17 protein-coding genes and 5 pseudogenes are annotated in these 22,299 nt (G+C 64.0%); 4 read left to right on the top strand and 18 right to left on the bottom strand.

Going from position 1 to position 22,299, the window contains the following annotated elements; translation table 11 throughout:
• Positions 1–6: 6 nt before the first annotated feature.
• Entirely contained in the window at positions 7–195 is a 189-nt protein-coding gene (locus tag EI171_RS10865; protein ID WP_161533321.1) for a hypothetical protein, read from the top strand.
• Between the two features lie 969 nt (positions 196–1,164).
• Here EI171_RS10865 and EI171_RS10860 read toward each other — a convergent pair.
• From EI171_RS10860 to EI171_RS10790, 15 genes and pseudogenes are all read right to left on the bottom strand, one after another.
• Positions 1,165–2,428: pseudogene (locus tag EI171_RS10860) on the bottom strand (adenosylmethionine--8-amino-7-oxononanoate transaminase).
• On the bottom strand, positions 2,428–3,063 hold the full coding sequence (gene bioD, locus EI171_RS10855; RefSeq protein ID WP_161533320.1) for a dethiobiotin synthase: 636 nt from the start codon (positions 3,061–3,063) through the stop codon (positions 2,428–2,430). Before bioD ends, EI171_RS10860 begins: the two are co-directional and overlap by 1 nt.
• Positions 3,060–4,214, bottom strand: coding sequence for an 8-amino-7-oxononanoate synthase (locus EI171_RS10850; protein ID WP_161533319.1), 1,155 nt, complete (start codon positions 4,212–4,214; stop codon positions 3,060–3,062). The genes bioD and EI171_RS10850 overlap by 4 nt, the downstream gene beginning before the upstream one ends.
• Positions 4,215–4,276: 62 nt before the next feature.
• Complete coding sequence (locus tag EI171_RS10845) at positions 4,277–4,624, bottom strand: aspartate 1-decarboxylase (RefSeq protein ID WP_371740502.1); 348 nt, start codon at positions 4,622–4,624, stop codon at positions 4,277–4,279.
• Positions 4,625–4,690: 66 nt separating this feature from the next.
• Entirely contained in the window at positions 4,691–5,674 is a 984-nt protein-coding gene (gene bioB, locus EI171_RS10840) for a biotin synthase BioB (RefSeq protein ID WP_161533318.1), read from the bottom strand.
• Positions 5,675–5,946: 272 nt separating this feature from the next.
• Complete coding sequence (locus tag EI171_RS10835) at positions 5,947–6,348, bottom strand: hypothetical protein (RefSeq protein WP_161533317.1); 402 nt, start codon at positions 6,346–6,348, stop codon at positions 5,947–5,949.
• A 695-nt stretch (positions 6,349–7,043) separates the two neighbouring features.
• Positions 7,044–7,530: pseudogene (locus EI171_RS10830) on the bottom strand (type 2 isopentenyl-diphosphate Delta-isomerase); the annotation flags it as partial.
• 83 nt (positions 7,531–7,613) lie between these two features.
• Positions 7,614–8,516, bottom strand: a complete 903-nt coding sequence (locus tag EI171_RS10825; RefSeq protein WP_161533316.1) for a hypothetical protein — start codon at positions 8,514–8,516, stop codon at positions 7,614–7,616.
• Complete coding sequence (locus EI171_RS10820) at positions 8,513–10,063, bottom strand: hypothetical protein (protein ID WP_161533315.1); 1,551 nt, start codon at positions 10,061–10,063, stop codon at positions 8,513–8,515. Before EI171_RS10820 ends, EI171_RS10825 begins: the two co-directional genes overlap by 4 nt.
• A 309-nt stretch (positions 10,064–10,372) precedes the next feature.
• On the bottom strand, positions 10,373–11,380 hold the full coding sequence (locus EI171_RS10815; RefSeq protein WP_202633125.1) for a polyprenyl synthetase family protein: 1,008 nt from the start codon (positions 11,378–11,380) through the stop codon (positions 10,373–10,375).
• A gap of 145 nt (positions 11,381–11,525) precedes the next feature.
• Positions 11,526–12,869: a cytochrome P450 gene (locus tag EI171_RS10810; protein ID WP_161533314.1), complete on the bottom strand. Its 1,344-nt coding sequence runs from the start codon at positions 12,867–12,869 to the stop codon at positions 11,526–11,528.
• A complete protein-coding gene (locus EI171_RS10805; protein ID WP_097669442.1) occupies positions 12,869–13,714 on the bottom strand; it encodes an SDR family oxidoreductase in 846 nt (281 codons plus the stop codon). The genes EI171_RS10810 and EI171_RS10805 overlap by 1 nt, the downstream gene beginning before the upstream one ends.
• Complete coding sequence (locus tag EI171_RS10800; RefSeq protein WP_097669443.1) at positions 13,701–14,009, bottom strand: ferredoxin; 309 nt, start codon at positions 14,007–14,009, stop codon at positions 13,701–13,703. The genes EI171_RS10805 and EI171_RS10800 overlap by 14 nt, the downstream gene beginning before the upstream one ends.
• 1 nt (position 14,010) lies before the next feature.
• Complete coding sequence (locus tag EI171_RS10795) at positions 14,011–15,300, bottom strand: cytochrome P450 (RefSeq protein ID WP_161533313.1); 1,290 nt, start codon at positions 15,298–15,300, stop codon at positions 14,011–14,013.
• Positions 15,301–15,394: 94 nt separating this feature from the next.
• On the bottom strand, positions 15,395–16,597 hold the full coding sequence (locus EI171_RS10790; RefSeq protein WP_161533312.1) for a cytochrome P450: 1,203 nt from the start codon (positions 16,595–16,597) through the stop codon (positions 15,395–15,397).
• Positions 16,598–17,116: 519 nt separating this feature from the next.
• Here EI171_RS10790 and EI171_RS46690 point away from each other — a divergent pair.
• Positions 17,117–17,233, top strand: a complete 117-nt coding sequence (locus EI171_RS46690) for a phospholipase effector Tle1 domain-containing protein (RefSeq protein ID WP_161536964.1) — start codon at positions 17,117–17,119, stop codon at positions 17,231–17,233.
• Here the strand turns inward: EI171_RS46690 and EI171_RS10780 are convergent.
• A pseudogene (locus EI171_RS10780) lies at positions 17,230–17,775 on the bottom strand (transposase); the annotation flags it as partial. The gene EI171_RS46690 and the pseudogene EI171_RS10780 sit on opposite strands and share 4 nt — an antisense overlap.
• Positions 17,776–17,887: 112 nt before the next feature.
• On the opposite strand from EI171_RS10780, the pseudogene istA reads away from it, so the two are divergent.
• Together istA and istB are read left to right on the top strand one after the other, a co-directional pair.
• A pseudogene (istA, locus tag EI171_RS10775) lies at positions 17,888–19,378 on the top strand (IS21 family transposase); the annotation flags it as partial.
• 8 nt (positions 19,379–19,386) lie between these two features.
• Entirely contained in the window at positions 19,387–20,250 is an 864-nt protein-coding gene (gene istB, locus EI171_RS10770; RefSeq protein ID WP_039183785.1) for an IS21-like element helper ATPase IstB, read from the top strand.
• 1 nt (position 20,251) lies between these two features.
• Here istB and EI171_RS10765 read toward each other — a convergent pair.
• Both EI171_RS10765 and EI171_RS10760 read right to left on the bottom strand, forming a co-directional pair.
• Positions 20,252–20,908 (bottom strand): annotated as a pseudogene (locus EI171_RS10765) (transposase); the annotation flags it as partial.
• Between the two features lie 35 nt (positions 20,909–20,943).
• Positions 20,944–22,212: an IS256 family transposase gene (locus EI171_RS10760; protein WP_038952271.1), complete on the bottom strand. Its 1,269-nt coding sequence runs from the start codon at positions 22,210–22,212 to the stop codon at positions 20,944–20,946.
• Positions 22,213–22,299: the final 87 nt, after the last annotated feature.

Genomic DNA, 22,299 nt, shown 5'->3' with positions numbered 1-22,299 from the left:
TGGCAGATGCGCAACCGGCCGGCCGGTACAAATACAGACAAAGGAGCAGGATGTCGTCGTCTCGGCGCAGCACCCACCGCGATGGCGATGAGGATTGCTCACGAAGGCTCCCGTTTCGACGCGGGCAGATCCGGCGTCGCAAAAGGTATCAAGGCTAGCAAGGACCAGAAGAAAAAGGATGCGACCCTTTCATAGGGCGCGATCGACTGACCGCGTCGGATGATAGCTTTGCCGCAGCGCGATTCTTCATCCTGTAAGCATTGAAATCGATGATTGTTACCGAGCTTTCTCCCATTTGATTCGTTCCTGCCACTCTTGAAACTGCCCCGCTTGGTTCGATGATTGTTGCAGAACTATTCTCCCGACACCTATCTGCCGAGAGCACGGTCGGCTGCAGCCAGTCGGATACCACGCATCAAGCTGTTCGCAACCAGCGAAGCCACTTGTGGTCGGTCTCCCGCCGCGCCTTGAAGCGGTCGACGCATTTCCTGGAGCAAAGCGCCGTTTGCCAGCAGTAGTAGCGGATAAGCCCAAACCTTCCGCCACATACAGCGCAGCACCTAGCTGAACCGTGCTGGGAAGCATGATAGTCGTTGCGCATTGTCGCCTCCTGTCGGCGTTATGTGGATATCTTCATGCATTGTCGATTCCGCAGCACCGCGCTCGCACACGTCAAAGTGCGGCGTCGCCAATTCCGATTCTCGCGGCATGTACGGACTGCCAGGCGCCAGACTGTGACTCTGATGTACGCCCTCTTCGCGAAGCGCCGCACTCTATTCGAGCGCGCCCCCGCAGAGAATTTCTTACTGTAAGAGAGAATTTGATCTTGATTGATGCAATCAGCAGCACCTAAACGATTAAATCCTGCGTCTTTTTGCCTATCTTTGACGATCTTCAACTGGCTAGGCGACGGCGATCGTTAGCGGTCCCGCCCGGTCTCGTGCAGCCGCATTGTCACCACGCTACGCGCGGAAACGTCCAGCGATCTCGTCATCGCGAGGAAGGAACGTCTCAGCCGATCCGGCCTTGTAAGGGGAGCACCTTTAGGTCGTGCTGGCCAACAGGTATGGAAGCGCGATTAGGGCGCGTGCGGTTGCGCGGTATGTCAGGTATTGTCTCAGATCTTTCGGGGAGCTGCCGGTGCGCGCCACCCAAATCGCCTCCTCAAGCGAGCGCATCGGCCGCATCACCAATCGCGGCATAGATTTCATCAAGATCGGCTGCCGTAACGCATTAGGGCGTCATCACATAGATCGTATTGCCGAGCGGGCGCAGTAACAGATTTCGGTCCCTGAAAAATGCCTGAAGCTTCGGACCGATGGCCGCGAGATAATCGTTTGTTTTGAGATCGAGCGCTGTGATGGTTCCGGTCCGGCGGACGTTTGCAAAACGCGGATCGGCGCGGAATGGCTGGATTGCCTGTTCTTGCATGGTGGCGACCGAGGCCAGGCGCTGATAAGTTTCCTGATCCTGCCAGAGATCGAGATTGGCCTTTGCCGCGGCGCAGGCCACCGGATTGGCCGTATATGAACTCGAATGAAAGAAGGTCCGCGTACGATCTTTCGAATAGTATGCGTCGAAAATCTCCGCACGGCAGAGCGTCACCGCGAGCGGAAGCGCCCCTCCCGTGAGGCCTTTCGAATAGCGGGCGATATCGGGCGTGACCTCGGCCTGCTCGCAGGCAAACAGTGTTCCGGTGCGGCCCCAGCCTGTCATGACCTCGTCGGCAATGAACAGGACGTCTGAGGCCTCGCAGATTTGCTTCATCTTCTTGAGCATCCAGGCCGGGTACATCAGCATCCCGCCCGCGCCCAATATCAGAGGCTCCACAATGAAGGCGGCGGGCCTTTCGTTTCGACATGCACGCTCGAGCTCATCGAGCGTTGCCTGCTCACGGTCTCTCGCGGGAAACGGGATTGAGATAACTTCGAACAGCAGCGGCCCATACGCCGCGTTGAAGACGCCACGGGCGCCAACCGACATCGCCCCTATCGTATCACCGTGGTAGGAATGTTGCATCATGACGATGCGCGTTCGCTGCTCGCCGATATTGCGCCAGTAGCCGAGCGCCATCTTCAGAGCGACTTCCACGCTGGTCGAGCCACTGTCAGAGAAGAAGACATGGTCAAGTCCACGGGGCGCAAGTTTCAGGAGCTGCCCCGCAACCTTTTCGGCCGAATCGTGGGTGTAGCCAAGCGAAGATGACCTGATTTACCTTACCTTGCCTGCCTGTCCTGGATAGCGCGCTGACAATCCGGGGATGGCAATGCCCGTGGGTCACGACCCACCAGGACGAGATTGCATCCAGGATACGGCGACCGTCCGAGGTATGGAGATAAGCACCACTACCACGTACGACCTCGATCATCTCGTCTTGAAGCGCATGTTGCGTGAACGGATGCCAGATCGCCGATCTCTTCTTTGGCATCACAGGTTCAGGAAATTATTGCGGACAAACGCATCTTTGAAGACGGCGTGGAGCGTTTCTGGCGTGAGAGGAGAGAGCCAGGGCAATCGCCCCAACCAGCGCACTCGCCCGATGTCACAGATTGCGCTTTCAGTCTCAGGATTTCGTTCACCGATGAATGCAACCCCAAGAATACTGATGTGGCGCTTCCGCAGGGCCTCTACCGATAGCAGCGAATGATTAATGGTACCCAGTGCCGTCCTCGCGCATAGCACCACAGGAAGCTGCCATCGCTCGAAGACCTCAATGAGAAGTACGCCTCGCGTCAGGGGCACCATCAGCCCGCCGACCCCCTCGATCACGAGCGGCCGCTCGCCGGTGTCCGGCAGATGAAGCGAATCCACATCAATACGCTTTTCGTCGAGTTCCGCGGAATGATGTGGCGAAGAGGGCGTTCGCAGACGGTAAAGCTCCGGGATCACCCGATCGCTTGATAGACCTCCCAGCCGTACGACGAGCTGGGTGTCGGTCTCACCTTCGAGGCCAGCCTGGATCGGTTTCCAGTAGTTTGCCCCGAGCAGATGAGCGAGGCCTGCGGAAAAGACCGTTTTTCCAATCCCGGTATCGGTACCGGTCACCACGATCCGCCGGCTCATCGAAGCCAGCCCTTCGTCTCCTCAGTGAGCGCATCTAGCATTGCACGCACGTCATCCTCCCCGACGTTGAGTGTCACTGAAATTCGTAAACGGGCCGTGCCCACCGGTACGGTTGGCGGCCGAATCCCGCGGATATCGAAGCCGCGAGCCTGCAATGCCGAGGCGAGCTGCATCGCGCGCGCATTGTCGCCAACAATATACGGCACGATCTGGGTGTCCGAAGGACTCCGAAGACCGCGCAAACCGATCTCCCGATGGGTAAACGCGACCAGGCTAGCCAACCGCTGCTGACGCTCGGGCTCTTCCTGCAGGATTGAAAGCGCCTCCCGCACAGCTACAGCCATCAATGGTGACGGTGCGGTGGCGAAGATGAACGGACGGCAGCGATTGACCATGAAATCGCGCAGCGCACTGGCAGCCGTAACAATCGCGCCGACGGCCCCAAGCGCCTTGCCGCAAGTATGAACGGCCAACAGATTTCCGCGTCGCTCATAGGCCGCGGTGAGCCCGCGTCCCTGCTCGCCGTAGACGCCTGTTGCGTGAGCCTCGTCGACCATCAGGAACGCATCGTATCTGTCCGCAAGCGCGACCAGCTCTCCGAGGGGAGCAAAATCGCCATCCATGCTGTAGACACTTTCGACCACGATCCAGACGCGGCCCACTCCGCCGCTGGTTCGCCAGTCACGGATCGTGCTTTCGACCGACTGGGGATCATTGTGCTCGCTTATCCGAACGTCGGCCCGGCCGGCTCGCGCGCCTTCATGAATGCTTGCGTGCACGAGAGAATCGAGAACAAGCAGGTCGCCCCGCTGTGGCAGCGTTGTCAGGACGGCAAAATTTGCGACGTAACCGCTGCTGAAAAAAAGCGCTGCATCGGCGCTGAAGAATTGTGCCGCTTGTGCCTCGAGACGTTCGTGCTCCTCGCAATTGCCGCGCAGAAGCCTCGAACCGCCAGCTCCGATCGGCGTGCCGTCATGCAGGGCGGCCACGATAGCCTTCTTCATGCGCGGCGCGCTCGCGAGCGCCAGATAATCGTTTGAAGTGAAATCTATTCCCACGCGCGGCTTGAGGCCGCGCAGCCGGTGGTCATCCTTCAGTGCATGCAAGGCTGCGACATAGTTGCGAAATCTGGTCGCGTGCTTTGAATCCATTCGTCATTCTCAAGTAGCGATCCATCTCGCAAGAGGTTCTTGCGGCGCGATGGTCTGGGGCTTCAGCAACGGTCTTTTTGGCTGTTAACTTCGCAAGATGCGATCTTCCCGGTCGACCAGGACAACGCGTGTTTTGAGAGTTTAGCTTCCACCTGGTCGAAGCAGCATAAGCTTTTGTCTTCGGGCGTTGCGAGCCGCGCGGCCGCACCGTTCAAGTTTATTGTGCCAGATCCAGGAGGGGCTTCAACAAAAGAGGTGGCGAAGCGCGCTCCAGTTTTCATATCGTAGATCTCGACGCGCTCATTGATTAGAAACCCTGTCGCATCGAGCAGCGCACGACCAATCCAAATCGAGGCTTCACCGAGCACATCAGTCTCCATCACCGACGCGCGATGAATTTTGCCGTTCATCACCGTAACTTGCATTCCCCACCTAAGCCGGGTTCTGCGGAGAGCGCGCTCGCAGCTCCGCTCCACTCAGGCAAGCCCGGATGTGATGCCGAGCCGCTCCAGCAAATTCTTGTCGCGGTCTCGCACCGGGTTTTTGGTCGTCAACAGCACATCGCCGATGAAGATCGAATTTGCGCCGGCCAGAAAGCAAAGTGCTTGCAGTTCGTCCGTCATATACTGCCGTCCGGCCGACAACCGCACCACGCTCTTCGGCATCATGATCCGGGCCGTCGCGACCAGGCGCACCAGCGCGATCGGGTCCGGGCGCTCGGCGGTTTCATTGACCGGCACGCCTTGGACCTCGTTCCAGAGATTGATCGGCACACTTTCCGGATGTCGGGGGAGATTGGCGAGAAGCACGAGCATGCCGAGGCGATCCTCGACGCGCTCGCCCATACCAACAATTCCACCGCAACAGACCTTGATGCCGGCCTCGCGCACATGCGCAAGCGTCTCGATGCGATCCTGCAAGGTCCGCGTTGTGATGATTTTTCCGTAGAATTCGGGCGAGGAGTCGATGTTGTGATTGTAGAAATCGAGCCCGGCATCAGCGAGCTGCGCGGCCAGCTTCGGCGTGAGCATGCCGAGCGTGACGCACGTCTCCATGCCAATCCCCTTAACTGCCGTGATCATGCTGCATATCTGATCAAGATCCCGGTCTTTCGGGCTGCGCCAGGCGGCAGCCATGCAGAAGCGAGCCGCGCCGGCATACTTGGCGCTCTGTGCGGTGGCGACCACATCGGCTTGATTCATCAGACGAGTGGCCTTGAGGCCAGTGTCGTAATGCGCGCTTTGCGAGCAGTAGCCGCAGTCTTCCGGGCACCAACCGGTTTTGATGCTGAGCAGGCTTGCGGTTTCGACGCGGTTTGGATCGAAGTTGTCGCGATGAATGCTCTGCGCCTGAAACGTCAGGTCGGCAAATGGCAAGCGATAAAGCGCCTCGGCGCCCACACGATTCCAGTCGCTACGAGCTGACGCCCTGCTCCCGCCCACCTCTACACCAGCAGCCATAAGACTTCCACGCCCACGAGCCGATTGACAACTATCGTCCAACGAGGGCCCCGAGTGGCTTGTGGTGTCCGCCACCGCTCAGCTGGCGCTCACCAAAAAATGTATGGCTCCTTCGACATCCAAAATCCGCGAAAACTGGCGCCTGACTGAAGAAATCCTGCAATATTTGGACACTCATACAACTTCGGCGCGGCTCGCGTAAACCGCCGAGGTCGAACGCGACAACCGTTGCAGCAGGCTCGATCCCAAGCTAGGCATGCGACCTCCTTGCGTCATTGCACCGCTGACGCGCTTGTCACGCTAGAAGACCTCAACGACTGATCCACGAGTTCATCGACGTCTATCACTACCGTCCGCACGATGGCATCAACGCCATCCCCGCACGCGCCTGGAAGGAAGGCCTCGCGATCCAGCGCCGCAACTGGATCAAGGACGTCGCCGCGCTCGACCACGTCCTCGGTCGCGTCGAGACGGCGACCATTTCCGGCAACGGTATCAAGTTCAAGAACATGCGCTGGCACGACGAGACCGTTACTTCGGCTCTCCTGAACGATCTCGTCCGCCTTGAAGCGAAGCGGTCGCAGGATCCGCGCACCTTCGGTCAGGCGCGCGCGTGTGATCGTGAAGTGGAATCCGGCCGACGCCTCCAGCATCAGCGTCTGGAATCGCGGCAAGCCGCCCCTCCCGTTTGAGCGCTTGAACTCTTTCCACCACTTCTGTTATGCGGGCCGACTCTAGCTCGTATGGGCGCCCCATTCTCTCCCTGATATTACCGTAGATCGACGCAGTCTTTGCTACGTGCGGCCCGGCTCCGACGATCGTTTCTGCAAACTCACACTCCGGATGAATCGCCGCAAAGAGCCCGCAGGCTTGCCGCAGACGGAGCAGGTCCCCATCGCTCGCCCCTCTATCGCTCGACTTATCGGCGCATCAAAGTTTACTTGCGACGGTTGTACGGTGATTCGTCGGACTGAGCGATATGCCCTCAGCCGAGGCTTTGCCATAGATGGGCGCATCCGTACGACCGAGCTTGAATCCAATGACTCGGGTGGGCGTGTTGCCCTTCGCCATTTGTCTCAGCTGTTGGACATCCTTTGGGGTCCAAGACTTGCCGCTCTTGCGAGTGGATTGGCCATGCGTCGCCCCTTCAGTGGCGCGGCGTGCGGTGCCGAAATGCCCGTTGTTGGGATTGTAATTCCCGCTAGTGCCGTAGTTGTCTCGCTGGGTGCCATTGGGATTAGTCACCGTATAGGGCTGCACGTAAGTCCATTGCTCCGCGTGTAGCCTGACACCGCGTGATTATTTGGGTTCGAGCCGGTTCCCAAGTATTGAGCTTAAGCCACGCTGGCTGCGCCCGCAAACACTCCACTTCCTGCAGCGGATTGAGATGGACGATGAGTCCGTCGGCCTCCAGCGCATCCAGCGCCCGGCGCGCCAGGTCCAGGCCGTCGGCCTCGCGCAGTTGCGCGGCGCCGATATTGGCCAGCAAGGGAATGTCTGGGGCCAGGCGGCGCAGCGCGCGCGTCAGCCCCTGGGAGTTACGGGATTGCAGGCTCACGCGCTGCGAACCGACGCACATGGCGATCCCCAAGGCTTGCGCTGCCTCGCTCAGATGCCGGTTGATGGCCTCGGCGGGTGGCATGCCGCCGGTCATGGAGCTGATCGGCAGCGGCGCGCATGGTTTTGCCCAGCAGCGAGGCGCGCAGGCCAATATGCGTCAGGTCCAACTCGGGCAATGCGCAGTGTTCGAACCGGAGGTACTCCCAGTCGGCGGCGACCGTGGCCGGCGCCGTGCGCCGATCCAGCACGAGGTCCCGATGGTCGTCCTTGCGTCGGCTCAGGGCGGTGTCGCTCATGCTCGCTCCATCCGTCGCATCGGGCGACGGCGTTGCGTCGGATCGGACCGACGGCAGCGCGCACGCCGCCACCTCCCGCGCGTTCAGGCCGGCGCACGCTGGCCTCCTCCCGCAGCGTCGCTGCGGTAGCGGCTGGTCGAGGTCTGGTAGTACTGCGCGCGGATTGCCGCCATGGCCTCGATCAATGGTCCCCACGGCGCGGGAAAACGTTCTTCCGCCATCACCCGGTGCAGCATGCGCGTATGGCCGGCCAGCTCGTCGTTGAGGAACTCCACCACAGGCATAGCCGGATAGCGCTGCAGCAGCAGGATCGCCGCGTTGTCGGCCTCACCGGCCGACCTGTCCTTGTCGCGTCCATGCAGATCGTTCTGCAGGCGCCCTATCGCGGAGATGAGCCGCAGGACCTGGCGAAACGCCGGACGCGCGCGCAAGGTCGCCATGTCCAGCCCCCACAGCAACGACAGGCAACAGAATACGTTCGTGTAGGCGATCGAATCGATGCCGTTGTGCAGGTACTCGGCGTAGGACCAGCGTTCCGCCCCTGCCGCCTGCGCGTGTCCGGCGCGCAGCGCCGCGCAGTAGCACCGGGTATCGTCGAGAAGCTGAGCATAGTCGCGACGATCGTAGGCGAGCGCGGCCAGCGAAGCGCGCAGCACAGCGCAGCCCTCGAATCCGGGGAGCGCGCACGGCACGCCCTGCCCCAGCGCCTGCTCCACCGCGGCGAGCTGCTCCGGCGCGATCAGGCCAAGGTCGTTGCAATCGTCGAGCCAGAACAGCAGCGCCAGTTCGCGATAGAACGCCACGATCAGCGTTTCGTCCTGCGGATCGCGGCCGGTGCGGGCGCTGGTGTCGCGCAGGCTCGGGTGGATGCGCTGCAGGATGTACTGGCCGCCTCTGACCGCTTCCACGGCATGCTCGTCGGCGAACCCGGTCAGGGAACGCCCCCACTCCAGCACCTGCTGCAGCGCGCGTTCGGTCTGGATCATGGCGCCGCTCCTGCTCCCTCGGCCAGGACGCGCCGCCCCCAACGAAGCGCTAGCCACAACCCGGCGAGTTCGGCCACGCGCACGACCCGGGTGGGGCAATACAGTTCCTTGCCGATCCACAGCGGCGTCTGCGGCAATGCATGCGCCGCATGGCGGGCGAGCATCCACTCCAGCGCACGCGCCACCGCCTGCGCGATGCGCCGGCGCCCTGTCGGCTCTTCGCTCCCGTCCATCACGTGCAACGCGAACAGCGCATAGGCGGTTTCCTCGAATGTGGACGCGCGACCGGCGCCCCAGCCGCCGTCGTCGCGCTGCGCCTGCAGCAGCGCCGCCAGCGCGCGCTCGTCGCGCCACTGGGGCTTGCCTTGCGCCAGCGCAGCGACCGCATGCGCGGTGGGATACAGCCACGAAACGTGCCATTTTTCGTTGTCCCATAGACCGTGCGGGTTGCGATTGCCCTCGACGTAGGCGCTGGTGCCGGCGGCGGGCTTTCCCAACAGTCGCAATGCATGCAGGGCATGGATGTTGGTCGACACCGAGGCATTGCGCTCGCCGGGGAAGGTGACGAACAGCTCGCCGATTTCGAAATGGCGCAACGCATCGACCGCCGGGTCGCGGCCTGCAAGGTGCAGGACGCACAACGCAACGGCGGTGTCGTCCGCATCGGCCGCAAAGTGCAAGGCCGGGCCCAGACCGCGCGCTCCCAGGCGGGCGTCGAGCTGCGCGACGATCACGCGCACCGCCTCGGCGAGCGCGGGATGCGCGAACAGCCCGGCCAGATGCAACGTGTACAGCGACCAACATGGCTCGAACACATTGATCGGCCAGACGTTGGGAACGACACCTTCGATGCCGCTGCGCGTCGCCCGCGATGCCGCCTGCAGATACGCATCGGCGCGCGCGACCTGCGGCGTGCTCCCCTGTGTCACGGCGTGCGCACGCCACGCGGCGGTGGCCGCCGGACTGATGCCGATGCTGCCGTGGTTATCCGGGCATGCGGTGGTCGAGGACGTCCCCCAGGCTTCCCAGGAGTGCAGCAACGGATGGCCGCTCGGCAACGTCGGCACCGCCCCCAGCTTGACCAGGCACGCTTGCCACAACGGCAACAGCGCCGGGTGGCGCGGAAACGCCACGCCGCCCACCAAGGATGCGGCCTCGCCGCAAAACTTCGGCAGGATCAGCTCCGCGCCGATCGGCGCGTCTTCCGGCACCGCATGCGCGTAGGGATCGGACTGGCGCTGGAGGAATCGGGTTGCAGCCTGGACTGCGTCGGCAGCGCCGGGAAGAGGATCGGCACGCTGCAATGCCAGCAACGCCGCCCACGTGGGCGCATGACGGAACAGCGGGAAGTCCGCGCTTCCCCATCCGCCATCGGCCTGTTGCTGCGCGATGAGCCACGCATATGCGTCCTGTCGACCGGTGACGTTGCCGTGGAATTGAAGAGCCCGCGCCGTGTCGTAGACGGACGGACCGACGCTGCCGCCATCGCTCATCTGGCTCAGCAGGTGGCGCAATTCGGAAAGGATCTGTTCGGACAGCGCGTTCACGCGGGATGTTCCTTCTGCAGACGGTTGACGCGAACCAGGATCGGGCAGACGCCGCGCACGTCGCCGCAGGCCCCGTCGCGGCCCGGCGCATGGGAAAGGCCGGACGGCCGCCCTGCTCCGGCGCGGCGACGCGCCCCGATGCTAGCGCCGGTCCGCCGCATAGGCTTGCGCGCAGCGCGCCGCGTGCGCCGCGGCCGTGCTGGGCAACCGCTGCGATCGGTGCCGCGGACTCGGACACAATGCATCATGCACCGCTGCCGCCGGCCGATCGCAGCGGCACAGGGGCGAGCCGCATGCGGATGGGCGCACTCATGCGCATGGCGCGTGCTTGAACAGATATGCGTTGGCCCGCTGCAGGATCTGCGCCAACCGTTCCGCACGCGACCCCAGCGGGGCGATGGCCTCCCCGGCGTCGCGCAACAGATCCAACACGAACTGGTGCGCTGCCTGCAGCCCCATGATCGACACGCAGGTCGGCTTCTGCGCCGCCGCGTCCTTGCCGGGGGTCTTGCCCAGGGTCGCGGTATCCGCCGTCGCGTCGAGAATGTCGTCGACCACCTGCAACGCCAGGCCGAAACAGGCGCTGTAGCGATCGAGCGCAGAGTACAGCGCAGCGTGCGCGGCATCCTCCGCGATGGCGCATAGCGCGCCCATGCGAACGGATGCGCGCACTAGCGCTCCGCTCTTCATCCGGTGCATCGCTACGATCCTGTCCAGCTCGACGTGCTTTCCAACCAGCGACAAATCCATGGCCTGCCCGCTTGCGGCACCACCCTCGGCGGACACCGCCTGCGCCAGTTCGCGCACGAGCGCGATACGGGTATCGCCCGGCGCATCCAGGCTCGCCAGGGTCAGGAAGGCGTGCGCCTGCAGCGCATCGCCGACCAGGATCGCTGTGGCTTCGCCGAACTTGACGTGCACGGTCGGAAGGCCGCGGCGAAGCACGTCGTCGTCCATCGCGGGCAGGTCGTCGTGGACCAGGGTACAGGCGTGCATCATCTCGATGGCGGCGCCGACGTCATCGAGCATGTGCGCCGGCGTGTCGGCCAATGCGCCGGCAGCCAGACAGAGCAAGGCGCGGGTACGCTTCCCGCCATGCAAGGTGGCGTAGCGCATCGCCGCCATCAGCTCGGTCTCACCGTCGTCCTCGGCGCAGAGAAGGCGCGCCAGCGCCTGTTCGACCCGCTTTGCGCCGTCCTGCATCCAGATCTCCGGCAGCAGCGGGCCGGATGCGCCGGGCGCCTGCGCGCCCAAAACGCCGAGCGCGGAAACGCCAGTTCGGTCGTGTAGCGTGCAACCGGGCTGCATGTTGTTCATGTCCTTGTATCTGACAGGAGACGGCCACGGCGAGCGGCGAGCCGCCGCGGTGTTGCCGGCGTCGCACCGAGCGCGCGCGCCGAGTGCAGAAACGCCGCGCGTCGCCGACGCGGCTGCCTCGCCACACGGAGCATGCGATGCCAGCTCATGAGAATCTGATGCGGGTTGTCATGGACGGATGTGCGGTCGGGTAATAGCGCCGGCCTTTTTCGACGCTGCTCAGCAACCGCGGCCGCACCCCGGCCTTGTGCATGGTCAGCGCCAAGGCGATCCCGAACTGCACCAGTTCCAGCCATGCCAGGTGGTAGCCGATACAGACGTGTGGGCCGGTACCGAACTGCAGCATGTCCACCGGCCGGATCGGCTCCGCGCGTTGCAGCCACCGCGCCAGGCGGAACTGATCAGGCGCCTCGTGCAGCAGCGCCGAGGTCGAGAAATGCAGCAGCGGGATGCACAGATGGGTGCCCGCGGGAATGCGCCGTTGGCCGAGTTGCAATTCGTGCAGCGCGCGCCGCAGCAGGAGCGTGGTCGGCGGGTGCACGCGCAGCGTCTCGCGGAACAGCGCCTCGGCGACCGGACACTGCGCCAGGTCCGCGGGGCGTGCCGGCACCGTGCCCACGCGTTGCGCCTCCTCGACCAGGGCGTCCCATAGCCCAGGCTGCCGCGCAAGCTCGATCACCATCCAGGCCATCGTCGAGGCGGTGGTTTCGTGACCGCCAAGCAGCAGCAAGCGGATATTGGCGACTAGGACGTTATCGGAGAGCGTATCGTCGCTGCGATCGAAGGCGCTCACCATGTCGTTGATCAACCCGGTGCGCGCGGCCTGCGCGCGCGCTTCGCGGACGAATTGGCGCAACTGCGCGTCGATCCAGTCGCGGGCGGCGCGGCCGCGCCGCAAGGGCAGTCCGGGCAGGTCGATCCGGGGCGCGACGATCAACTGCAGCAGTTGCCGGTACTTGCGATGCCATCCCGGCAGGTCTTGCGCGGGGATTCCCATGAGGCTGAAGATGAGCTTGAGCGTCAGGTCGCCGGTTTCGCGCAGGATGGTTACGTCGCCGCGGTCGCGCCACGCCTGCACCCGGGCCCGGATGACAGGCGCGAACAGATCGCCGATGCCGGCCTCGGTCAGCCCCTTGGGGAGGAACGCCGCCTTGATCGCATCGCGCGCCTGCCGGTGCGCGCGGCCGTCCTGGGCGACCAACGTTCCACCAAGCAACTCGGGCGCGATCTCTTCGATCAGCGCCGAGGACACGTCCTTGTGCCGGAGCAATGCGAACGCATCCGGATCCATGCACGTCATCTGGTGTCCGACAGGGCCGAAATCCAGCCAGAAGTAGCTGCCCAGCGTCCGTTCCGCGCGCCGCAGCAGGCGCGGCAGGTCGCAGACGATGGCGGGAAGATGCCCGACAAGGGGGAAAGCGCCGGGCACGACCGGGATATCGCACCGAAGCCGGTGCCGGCGGTCCAGTGGGTTGAGCAGCATGTCCATCAGCCGCGCGGCGCCGCGGCCGCTTCGGCGGTGTCGCCGGCAGGCCGCGCGGCGCGGCTGTTGCCACCGTCGGCGTACGTCGGCACATGCGCCAGCATGCCGCCGTCGATGCACACGACCTGGCCGGTGATGAACGCAGCATCGTCGGAGAGCAGGAACGCCACCAGCGCGGCCACGTCCTCGGGGCGGCCGACGCGCGGCAGGAGCTGGTGCCGGCGCAGATGCCGTTGCATGCACTCGTCCAGCTTGGCGACGAGACGCTCGGTCATGATGAGACCCGGCGCAACCGCGTTGCAGCGGATCTGCGCATGACCGTACTGGGTGGCGAGCGAGACCGACAGCATATTCATCGCCGCCTTCGACGCGGCGTAGGACGTGTGCGCGGTGTCACCGCTAAGCCCCTGGCACGACGACATGTTGACGATCGCGCCACCGCCGCGGGCGATCATCCTTGAGATGGCCTGCCGGCAGCAGAGCAGCGTGCCACGCAGATTGGTCGCCATGGTCTGATCCCAGACCGTCAGGTCCAGGTCGAGGATCGCGCGGTCGCGCGGGGTCAGATGCATGGCGCTCGCGTTGTTCACCAGCAGGTCGACCCCACCGAATTGCCGCTCCGCCGTCTCGAACAGCGCTGCCACCGCCTGCGCATTGGCGATGTCGATGGGCAGGGCCAGCGCGTCGCCCGCTTCGGCCGCGATCTGCGCGGCGCAGGCCCTGGCCGCCGAGCCATCAATGTCGGCCACCACCACTCTGCCGCCCTCGCGCGCAATGGCGCGGGCGCATGCCTTGCCGATGCCGGCGCCGGCGCCGGTCACCACGGCCACCTTGCCTTCAAACCGTCCCATCGTGTCCTCCTGGATTGCGTTGGTCTTTCGCGGCATGCCGCTCGGCCTCCGCCGGAGAAGGCGCAGGGTCGGCGCTGGCGCGCTCGTCATCGCCAGCGTCGCTTTCGATGACCCGAATGGCGGCGACCGGGCACTGGCTGGCCGCGAGCCGCACGGCCGCGTGAAGCGCCTGCGGGACCTTCGCGACGCACACTTCGGCCACGCTGTCCGGTTCGCGCTGCCGAAAGGTGCCCGGCAGCGTCAGCACGCATTGCCCGGTGGTTCCGCACAGATCCTGGTCGACCACGACGCGCATCTCAGCCCCCCTGCGCATGCAGCCGCACCGATAGCGCGCGGAACGTCCTAAGGAACGCGGACGGCTCCCGGGTCGGCTGCTCGGCCAACGCCAGCGTGGGGAAGCGAGCCTGGATCCGCGGCAGGCTCTCGGCCAACTGCACCCGGGCCAGTTGCGCACCGAGGCAGAAGTGAATGCCGTGACCGAAGCTCAGCATGATCTTCCCGTCGGTCGACATGCCAGGACTGGTGCCGCAGAACCGCGCGGGATCGAAGCGGTCGGGATCGGCGAAGGCGTCCGGGTCGCGATTGCCGGCCGCGACCAGCACGCGCACGTCCGCGTTCTTCGGGATCACCGCGCCGCCCAGTTCGATGTCGCGCTGGGCGATACGTGGAATGGAGCTGAACATAACGGGCGCGTCGCAGCGCAGGACTTCTTCTACGAATGCCTTTACCCCCACGCCGTCTCCCTGCAGCCAGTGCCGCTGTTCGGGATACGCCAGCATCGCCAGGACCGCATGGTCGATGGCCGCAGCAGTGGTGGTGAAGCCGCCCAGCAGCATGCCCCACAGCATGCCGATCAACTCCGCATCCGACAGCCTGTCGGCATCGTCGTCATGCGCGCCGACCAGCATCGACACGATGTCGTGGCGGGGATCGGAGCGCTTGCGCGGTATGAGGTCGCCGAAGTAGGCTAGCACCCTGGCGCTGGCCGCGTCCGCCGCGGCGAGCTGGGGATCGCTGGCGTGCGGGCGCAGGCCTTCCAGAATGGCGCCGATGCCGGCGGCGAGCCCGAACATGTCGTCCGGGGGCATGCCGAACAATTCGGCGGAGACCAACATGGGCAAGGCCAGCGCGAATTCCCGATGCAGGTCCACCACCTCCCCGCGCTCCAGCGCGGGCGCCATGCCGTCCAGGCGCGCTGCGACGATGCGCGCGATGCTCAGCCGCAGGTTGTCGATCTGGCCTATGGTGAAATCGCGCGAGATCAGCCGGCGCAGACGCGTATGCGTCGGTGGATCCTTCATCGCTAGCGTGGACGCCAGCAGATTGAGCGACAGGCTGGTCGCCGCACGCGGGAAATAGCGCGCCAGTTCGCCCGGCGCCGGTGCCCGAAGCGCATCGCCCGTGGCCTTGAGCGCCCAGTAGATGTCGGCGTGGCGGCTCAACAGAAAGAGGCCCGATGCCGCGCGATGCACCGGATCGTGCTCGCGCAACCACCGCATGAACGGATACGGGTCGTGGAGGCACGCTGGCGACGCCAGTTCGGCGAAGGCGTCCCGGCATGCTGCCGTGGTTTCTTGCACGTCCATCTAGGTTACCTGTTGGCTGACTGATCTGCCCGGCGCGCGCCAGGCGCGCCGGCAAATTGCGGAGAAGATCGCGATCCCTGGCGGCGTCTGCGCATCACCAGAGCACCGGGAACTCCTCGAACCCGCCAGTGATGATCTCCTTGCGCAACTTCAGTTCTTCCGGCGCCACGGCCAGGCGCAGCGCGGGAAAGCGCTGGAAGATCGAACCGAACACCACCTTGAGTTCCAGCCTGGCGAGCGCCACGCCGATGCAGTGGTGCGGCCCGTAGGAGAACGCCAGGTGCGGCTTACCGTCACGTCCGATGTCGAAGATTTCCGGGTCGTCGAAATGGCGCGGATCGAACGACGTCGCCGGCAGGCCGACCAGCACCTTGCTCTCCGCGGGAATATGCACGCCCGCGATGGTCACGTCGGTCCTCGGATAGCGCATGATGCCGTCCCAGCCCGCACCTGGCGGGTACATGCGCAGGATTTCCTCCACCGCCTTGTCCACCAGGGATGGATCGCCGACCAGGCGTTCGCGCTGTTGCGGATGGCGGAACATGGCCAGCAGGCCAAATTCGATCTGCGCGACGGTGCTCTCGTGCCCAGCCACCAGCATGCCCGCCGCCAGGCCGATAGCCTCTTCCTCGCTCGCCTTGCCCTGGTCGACCGCCGCGAGCAGATCCGTAAGCACGTTGTCGCCCGGATCCTGGCGCTTGTCCCGCATCTTGCCGCGAATGTAGACACGCAGTTCTTGCCAGGCCAGGCGCGACGCGCGACGCGGGCCGCTTTCATGCTGGTGCGTCATCACCTCGTCGGACAGCCCTGCGAAAAAGGCGTGATCCTCGTAGTGCACGCCCATCAGCGCGCTGATGACCATGGCCGGAAGTGGAAAAGAGAGATGGCGCCGCAGGTCGGCAGGCTGGGGCTGGGCCGCCAGCGCCTCGAACAAGTGCGCGGCGATCGCCTCGACCTGCTGCGCGAGCAGCCTCACCCTGTGATCGCTGAAGGCCGGCGCCACGATCGCGCGTAACCGAGCATGCTCGCCCCCCTCATGCGAGACCAGCCAACCCGGCGAACCCAGAATCACCGAATCCGGGGTGAAGGCCGCCGGCGGCATTCCCGCGGGCCGGAACGCCGCGTCGGACAGCACCGCCTTGGCCTCGTCGTAGCCCGTCACCCACCAGCCGTCGTGCCCGGACGGGAAACGCACGCGGTGGATCGGACCGTTGGCGCGTAGCGCCAACATCTCGGGCGAGGGCTCGATGTGATCGACGCGCCACTTCGGCAGCGTCGGCAAGGGTTGTTCGGACATGGTGACACTTCACTCTCTAGGCGATGGAAGGGCGAAAGGTGATCGGCAGCCGCTGCGGGCAGCGAATGACGTAAGACTCATGTAGACGACGTCCTCCGCGGCGATGGTCAGCGCCAGATCTCCAGCCGCACGAACAGCGGGGAAGGCGCATCGCAATCCAGGCGCGCCGGTGAACCGCCCAGGCAGACATGCGGCCCCTGGCCGAACGACAGGTGCGGGTTATGCCGCCGGGTGACATCGAACCTGTCGGCATCGCCATAGATCGACTGACCGCAGGGATGGGTGAAAGAAGTTCGACCGTACCCGCCACTGAAGTGTCCGCTAATATAGTGCCCGTCCCGAAAACCGTCGCACTGCGATTGGTGATGATGCGGTGAACAGAGCAAATCGTGTGCCGAAGTGGATTCACAGGCTCAGCAGGCACTTCGTAGCGGCGCGTAGTGGCAGGTTTCTGGCATTAAGTCTCAATGCCGACATCCGGCGCAGCAGGTGCCCGACAAAGGCCTACTCTCGCGCAGAATGGGCGGGGCAGCCCTTGCGCGATATTTGAAGCATCCGGATTGGCTGCAGCAGGTGTGGTTCGCCGGAAACCACTCCGATGTCGGCGGTAGCTATCTGGAAAACGTCGATCGTTAATAAGCCGAATTGGGCTGAACTGGACAGTTGAGCGTTGGCCAGAGTGAGAGCAGGAAGAGGGACAAAAGGTCTCTGAGCCAAGCCAGGACACGGCGGAGGTTGTGGCCAACGGCCGAGAGGAGAACGTTAGCGGCATCTCCGGCGCGGCCTTTGAGATAGCAGCGGCCAAGGTGACCTTCGTTCTTCATGTGTCCGATGATGGGCTCGATGGCTGAACGGCGGCGTAGCTCGCGCTTGATGACGCCGAAGACGCCGCGCTTCTGGCCCGAGATGAAGACGCGGCGGGGATTTTGTGTGTCGTGGCCGCGATATCCCTTGTCGACATAGGCCCGTTCGATCGGGCAGCCGGTGAGGCTCTCGGTGCGCTCGATGACGTCGCGAAGGGTGTGACCGTCGTAGGGGTTGTCCGGCAGCGCGCAGGCGTGGAGCACGAACAAGCCGCCGGGAGCTCTTTGGTTGTTGGTGACGATGGATGCCTTCACGCCGAACTCATAGGGCGCGGCGGCCTTGCCCTTGCCGATGCACTCGACCTCCGGAGCATGTCATTCGGCCTGCAATATTGACCCCCTAAGCCGGGGGATCGGCGTCCAAAATTGACCCCCTATAGGTTGGTCTGTTGCGCTGCCTGCTTTGGAATGAAGCAGGTGGTCGAGGATGCTGATCGTGGAGACGATTGCGCGGATTCGGCGCGAGCACTTCATCAAGGGCAAGACGATCAAGGAGATTGCCCGTGACCTGAAGGTGTCGCGGAACACGGTCCGGAAGGTGCTGAGGTCAGGAGAGACCTCCTTCGAGTACGAGCGGCAAGTGCAGCCGCGGCCAAAGCTGGGACGATGGGCAGTAGAGCTCGACGGACTGCTGGCGGCGAACGCGGCCAAACCGGCTCGTGAACAGCTGACGTTAATCCGGATCTTCGAAGAGCTGCGCAGCCGTGGCTATGACGGCGGCTACGATGCGGTGCGGCGTTACGCCAGGCGGTGGAGCAAGGAACGCGGGCAATCGACCGCGGCTGCTTATGTCCCGCTAAGCTTTGCCCCAGGCGAAGCCTACCAGTTCGACTGGAGCCACGAGGTGGTCTTGCTGAGCGGCACCACGGTGATGGTGAAGGCCGCCCATGTCCGGCTCTGTCACAGCCGCATGCTGTTCGTGCGGGCCTATCCGCGGGAGACGCAGGAGATGGTGTTCGACGCCCACGACCGGGCGTTCGCCCTGTTCAAAGGCACCTGCACCCGCGGCATCTACGACAACATGAAGACCGCCGTAGAGACGATCTTCGTCGGTAAAGGGCGTCTCTACAATCGCCGCTTCCTGCAGATGTGCAGCCACTATCTGGTCGATCCGGTCGCCTGCACGCCAGCGTCGGGCTGGGAGAAGGGGCAGGTCGAGAACCAGGTCGGGCTGGTCAGGGAACGCTTCTTCACGCCGCGGCTGCGGTTCAAAAACCTCGACGAGTTAAACGCCTGGCTGCTCGACAAATGCATCGCCTACGCCAAGGTTCATCGCCATCCGGAGCTGGTCGATCAGACGATCTGGGAAGTGTTCGAAGCCGAACGCCCCAAACTCGTTCCCTATGCCGGCCGCTTCGACGGCTTCCATGCGGTGACGGCATCGGTCTCGAAGACCTGCCTGGTGCGCTTCGACAACAACAAGTACTCGGTCGCAGCCAGCGCAGTCGGGCGACCGGTCGAGGTTCAAGCCTATGCCGATCGCATCGTGATCCGTCAGGATGGACGCATCGTTGCCGAGCACCCGCGATCCTTTGGCCGCGGCGATACCGTCTACGACCCCTGGCATTATGTGCCGGTGCTCGCCCGCAAACCCGGCGCCTTGCGCAACGGTGCTCCCTTCAAAGACTGGGTGCTGCCAGCCGCGATCGAGCGGATCCGGCGCAAGCTTGCCAGCACCGACGACGGCAATCGACAGATGGTCGACATCCTCAACGCGGTGCTGACTGACGGTCTGCCCGCGGTGGAAGCGGCCTGTGCCGAAGCGCTCAGTCACAGCGTCCATTCGGCCGATGTCGTTCTCAATATCCTGGCCCGTCAACGTGAACCCGCCCCACCGGCCAACATCATGACGCCGGCCGCACTGACGCTCCGTCATGCACCGATCGCCGATTGTGCCCGCTACGACAACCTCCGGAGGACCATCTGATGGAACGAACCCAAATCTTCGACCTCATGGGCGAACTCAAGCTCTACGGCATGAAGGCTGCCTTCGACGAGATCATGGCAACTGCCGTCAAGCGCCAGCACGAACCTCAGCGCATTGTCGGCGACCTGCTCAACGCCGAGATCAACGAGAAGCAAGCCAGGTCGATCAAATACCAGCTCACCATTGCCAAGCTTCCGCTTGCCAAGGACATCGCCGACTTCCAGTTCGACGGCACGCCGATCAATCAGACACTCGTCAATGATCTTGCTGGCGGCGGCTTCATCGCCCAACAACGCAACGTCGTGCTGGTTGGCGGCACCGGCACAGGCAAAACCCACCTGGCCATTGCCATCGCCAGAAGCTGCATCCGATCCGGTGCCCGCGGCCGCTTCTTCAACGTAGTCGACCTCGTCAATCGCCTCGAGACCGAGACCCGCAACGGACGGCAAGGACGGCTCGCCGAGCATCTGACCCGGATGGACTTCATTGTGCTGGATGAACTCGGCTATTTGCCCTTCGCCCAGTCCGGTGGCCAGCTTCTCTTCCACCTCGTCAGCCGGCTCTATGAGCGCGCCTCCGTCATCGTGACCACCAATCTCGCCTTCGGCGAATGGCCGAGCGTGTTCGGCGACGCCAAAATGACCACCGCGCTGCTCGATCGGTTGACCCATCACTGTGACATCGTCGAGACCGGCAATGACAGCTGGCGCTTCAAAAGCCGCGACGACGATCACGCCACCCGCGCTCGTCTCGTCTCCGCTATCCCGGCCAGCTCCAACGAGCCGAGCGCTACCGTCAAACCGCGGCGCACGAAGGGGTCAAAATTGGACGCCGATGAGGGGTCAAATTTACAGGCCGATTGACAGGAGCATGGAAGGAATACAGCTTGAAGCCGCGCTGGCGCTGCTGCTGCGAGCGGATCTGGGTGGCTCGGCTCAGCGGCAGGGCGAATGCCTCCTCCAGTGCGGGCTGGCCCTCGGTCTTGCGGCGAATGTCGCGGATGATCCGGCCCAGCCGGCTGCGCAGAAGGCGCAGCTGTCGCTGATGCCGGTTGAATTGTTTGGCATGAGCGTAGCGGCCCGCCATCATTGCCGCGCTTTTGGCCACGCGAATATAGGATTGCCGGAGCCTGACCCCGTGCTTCCTCGCCAGGCGGTTCAACCCGCGGATCGCTGCATGCAGCAGCTTGGCGTCGGTCGGAAAGCTGATGGCCTTCGGTTGGACGGTCGTGTCGACCGTGACCCGCTTGAGGTCCTGGCTGCGCAACGCACCGCTCGCGTGCGCCACCCGAAGGCTCTCGGCCAACAACCGCTCCAGCTTGTCGCCGAGCCGCTTGCGCCAGTGGCTCAGGTCTGAGCGCTCATGCGGGAAAACGTGCTGGAAAAACTCTTCGCCTGTGAAGAACTGGAAGTACGGATCGTGGACCCAGCGCTCGCACACCCCCTCATCGGACAGGCCGTAGATGTGCTTGAGCAGCAGCAATCCGATCATGAATCGGGTCGCGATACCCGGCCTGCCGTTGTGAGCTATGGCTGATTTTGGGTGACGCGGCCTGATCAGGCGGCGTGGCTTTCAGTGTTCGGAATGACTTCGATTCCGTCGATGAACTTTACACCGGCGATGACTTTCGGCAACTGGTTCGTGCTCTTCAATCGCCGCCAGGTCTTCGATGCGGCGTCGATGAGCTTGAACACCATCAGCTTCGCAGTTTGTTGCGACAGCGATCCCTTGGTCCGCACCGTTCGGTGGCGCACCGTGGCGAAGACGCTCTCGATCGGGTTCGAGCTGCGTAGGTGGATCCAGTGCTCAGCAGGGAAGTCGAAGAAGGCGAGCAGCGCATGGCGATCCTTGATCAGGCACTCCACCGCACGTCCGTATTTGACGTGGTATTTCTCGACGAAGACGTCGATCGCGGTTTCAGCTTCGGCCCGGTGTGGGGCCAGATAGATGTTCCGCAGGTCGTTCTTCATGGGGCCCTGCACGGATTTGGCGACCTTGTCGAGTACGTTGCTCACTTTATGGCACCAGCATCGTTGGTGCCGCGTGCCGGGAAAGGCCTCGTCCAGTGCCTTCCAGAAGCCGAGGGCGCCGTCGCCGATGGCGAGTTGCGGGGCAATCCGTAACCCGCGTTGCCGCAGGTCGATCAGGAGTTCGCGCCAGCTCTGCGCGCTCTCGCGCACGCCGACCTGGAAGCCGATCAGCTCCTTCTTGCCTTCCGGCGTGGTGCCAATCAGCACCAGCATGCATTCGCTGTGATCTTCCATGCGGGCCTGCAGGTACACGCCATCGGCCCAGATGTAGACATAGCGACGCGCCGACAGATCGCGTCTCTGCCAGCGTTCGTACTCGACCTGCCAATCGGCCTTCAGGCCGGCGATCACCGAAGGCGACAGGTTCGGCGCATCCTTGCCGAGCAGCGCCGAGAGCGCCTCCTGGAAGTCGCCGGTCGAGATGCCGCGCAAATAGAGGACCGGGATCAAGGCATCCAGGCTCTTCGTCCGCCGCGCCCATAGCGGCAGGATTGCCGAACTGAAGCGGAGGCGGTCGCCTGGCCCGCTCGCTCCGCGGTCGCGGACCTTGGGACGAGCGACCTCCACCGGACCGATGCCGGTCGCAATCTCGCGCACCGGACCGTGCCCATGTCGGACCAGGCGCGCTCGACCGTCGGGCAGCGTCAGATTGGCCGTGCTGGCCAGAAACGCGCCAACCTCGATCTCGATCGCCCTGGCAAGCAGGTCCCGCGCGCCGGCACGAACGATATCGGTCAGTGGATCATCAACCGCGGACGGCTGACGGAAAGCAAGAACATTGGTAGTCTCGGTCATGGCGTATCGCTCTCCTCGAGAGGTTCTGGCAGGCTCGTCACCCGCCTCGATACGCCGCCTTCCTCACACCGTCATCACCCAGATTCC

The organism is Bradyrhizobium sp. LCT2 (assembly GCF_009931255.1).
Lineage (GTDB): Bacteria > Pseudomonadota > Alphaproteobacteria > Rhizobiales > Xanthobacteraceae > Bradyrhizobium > Bradyrhizobium diazoefficiens.
This window is presented reverse-complemented; position numbering and strand designations above follow the sequence as displayed.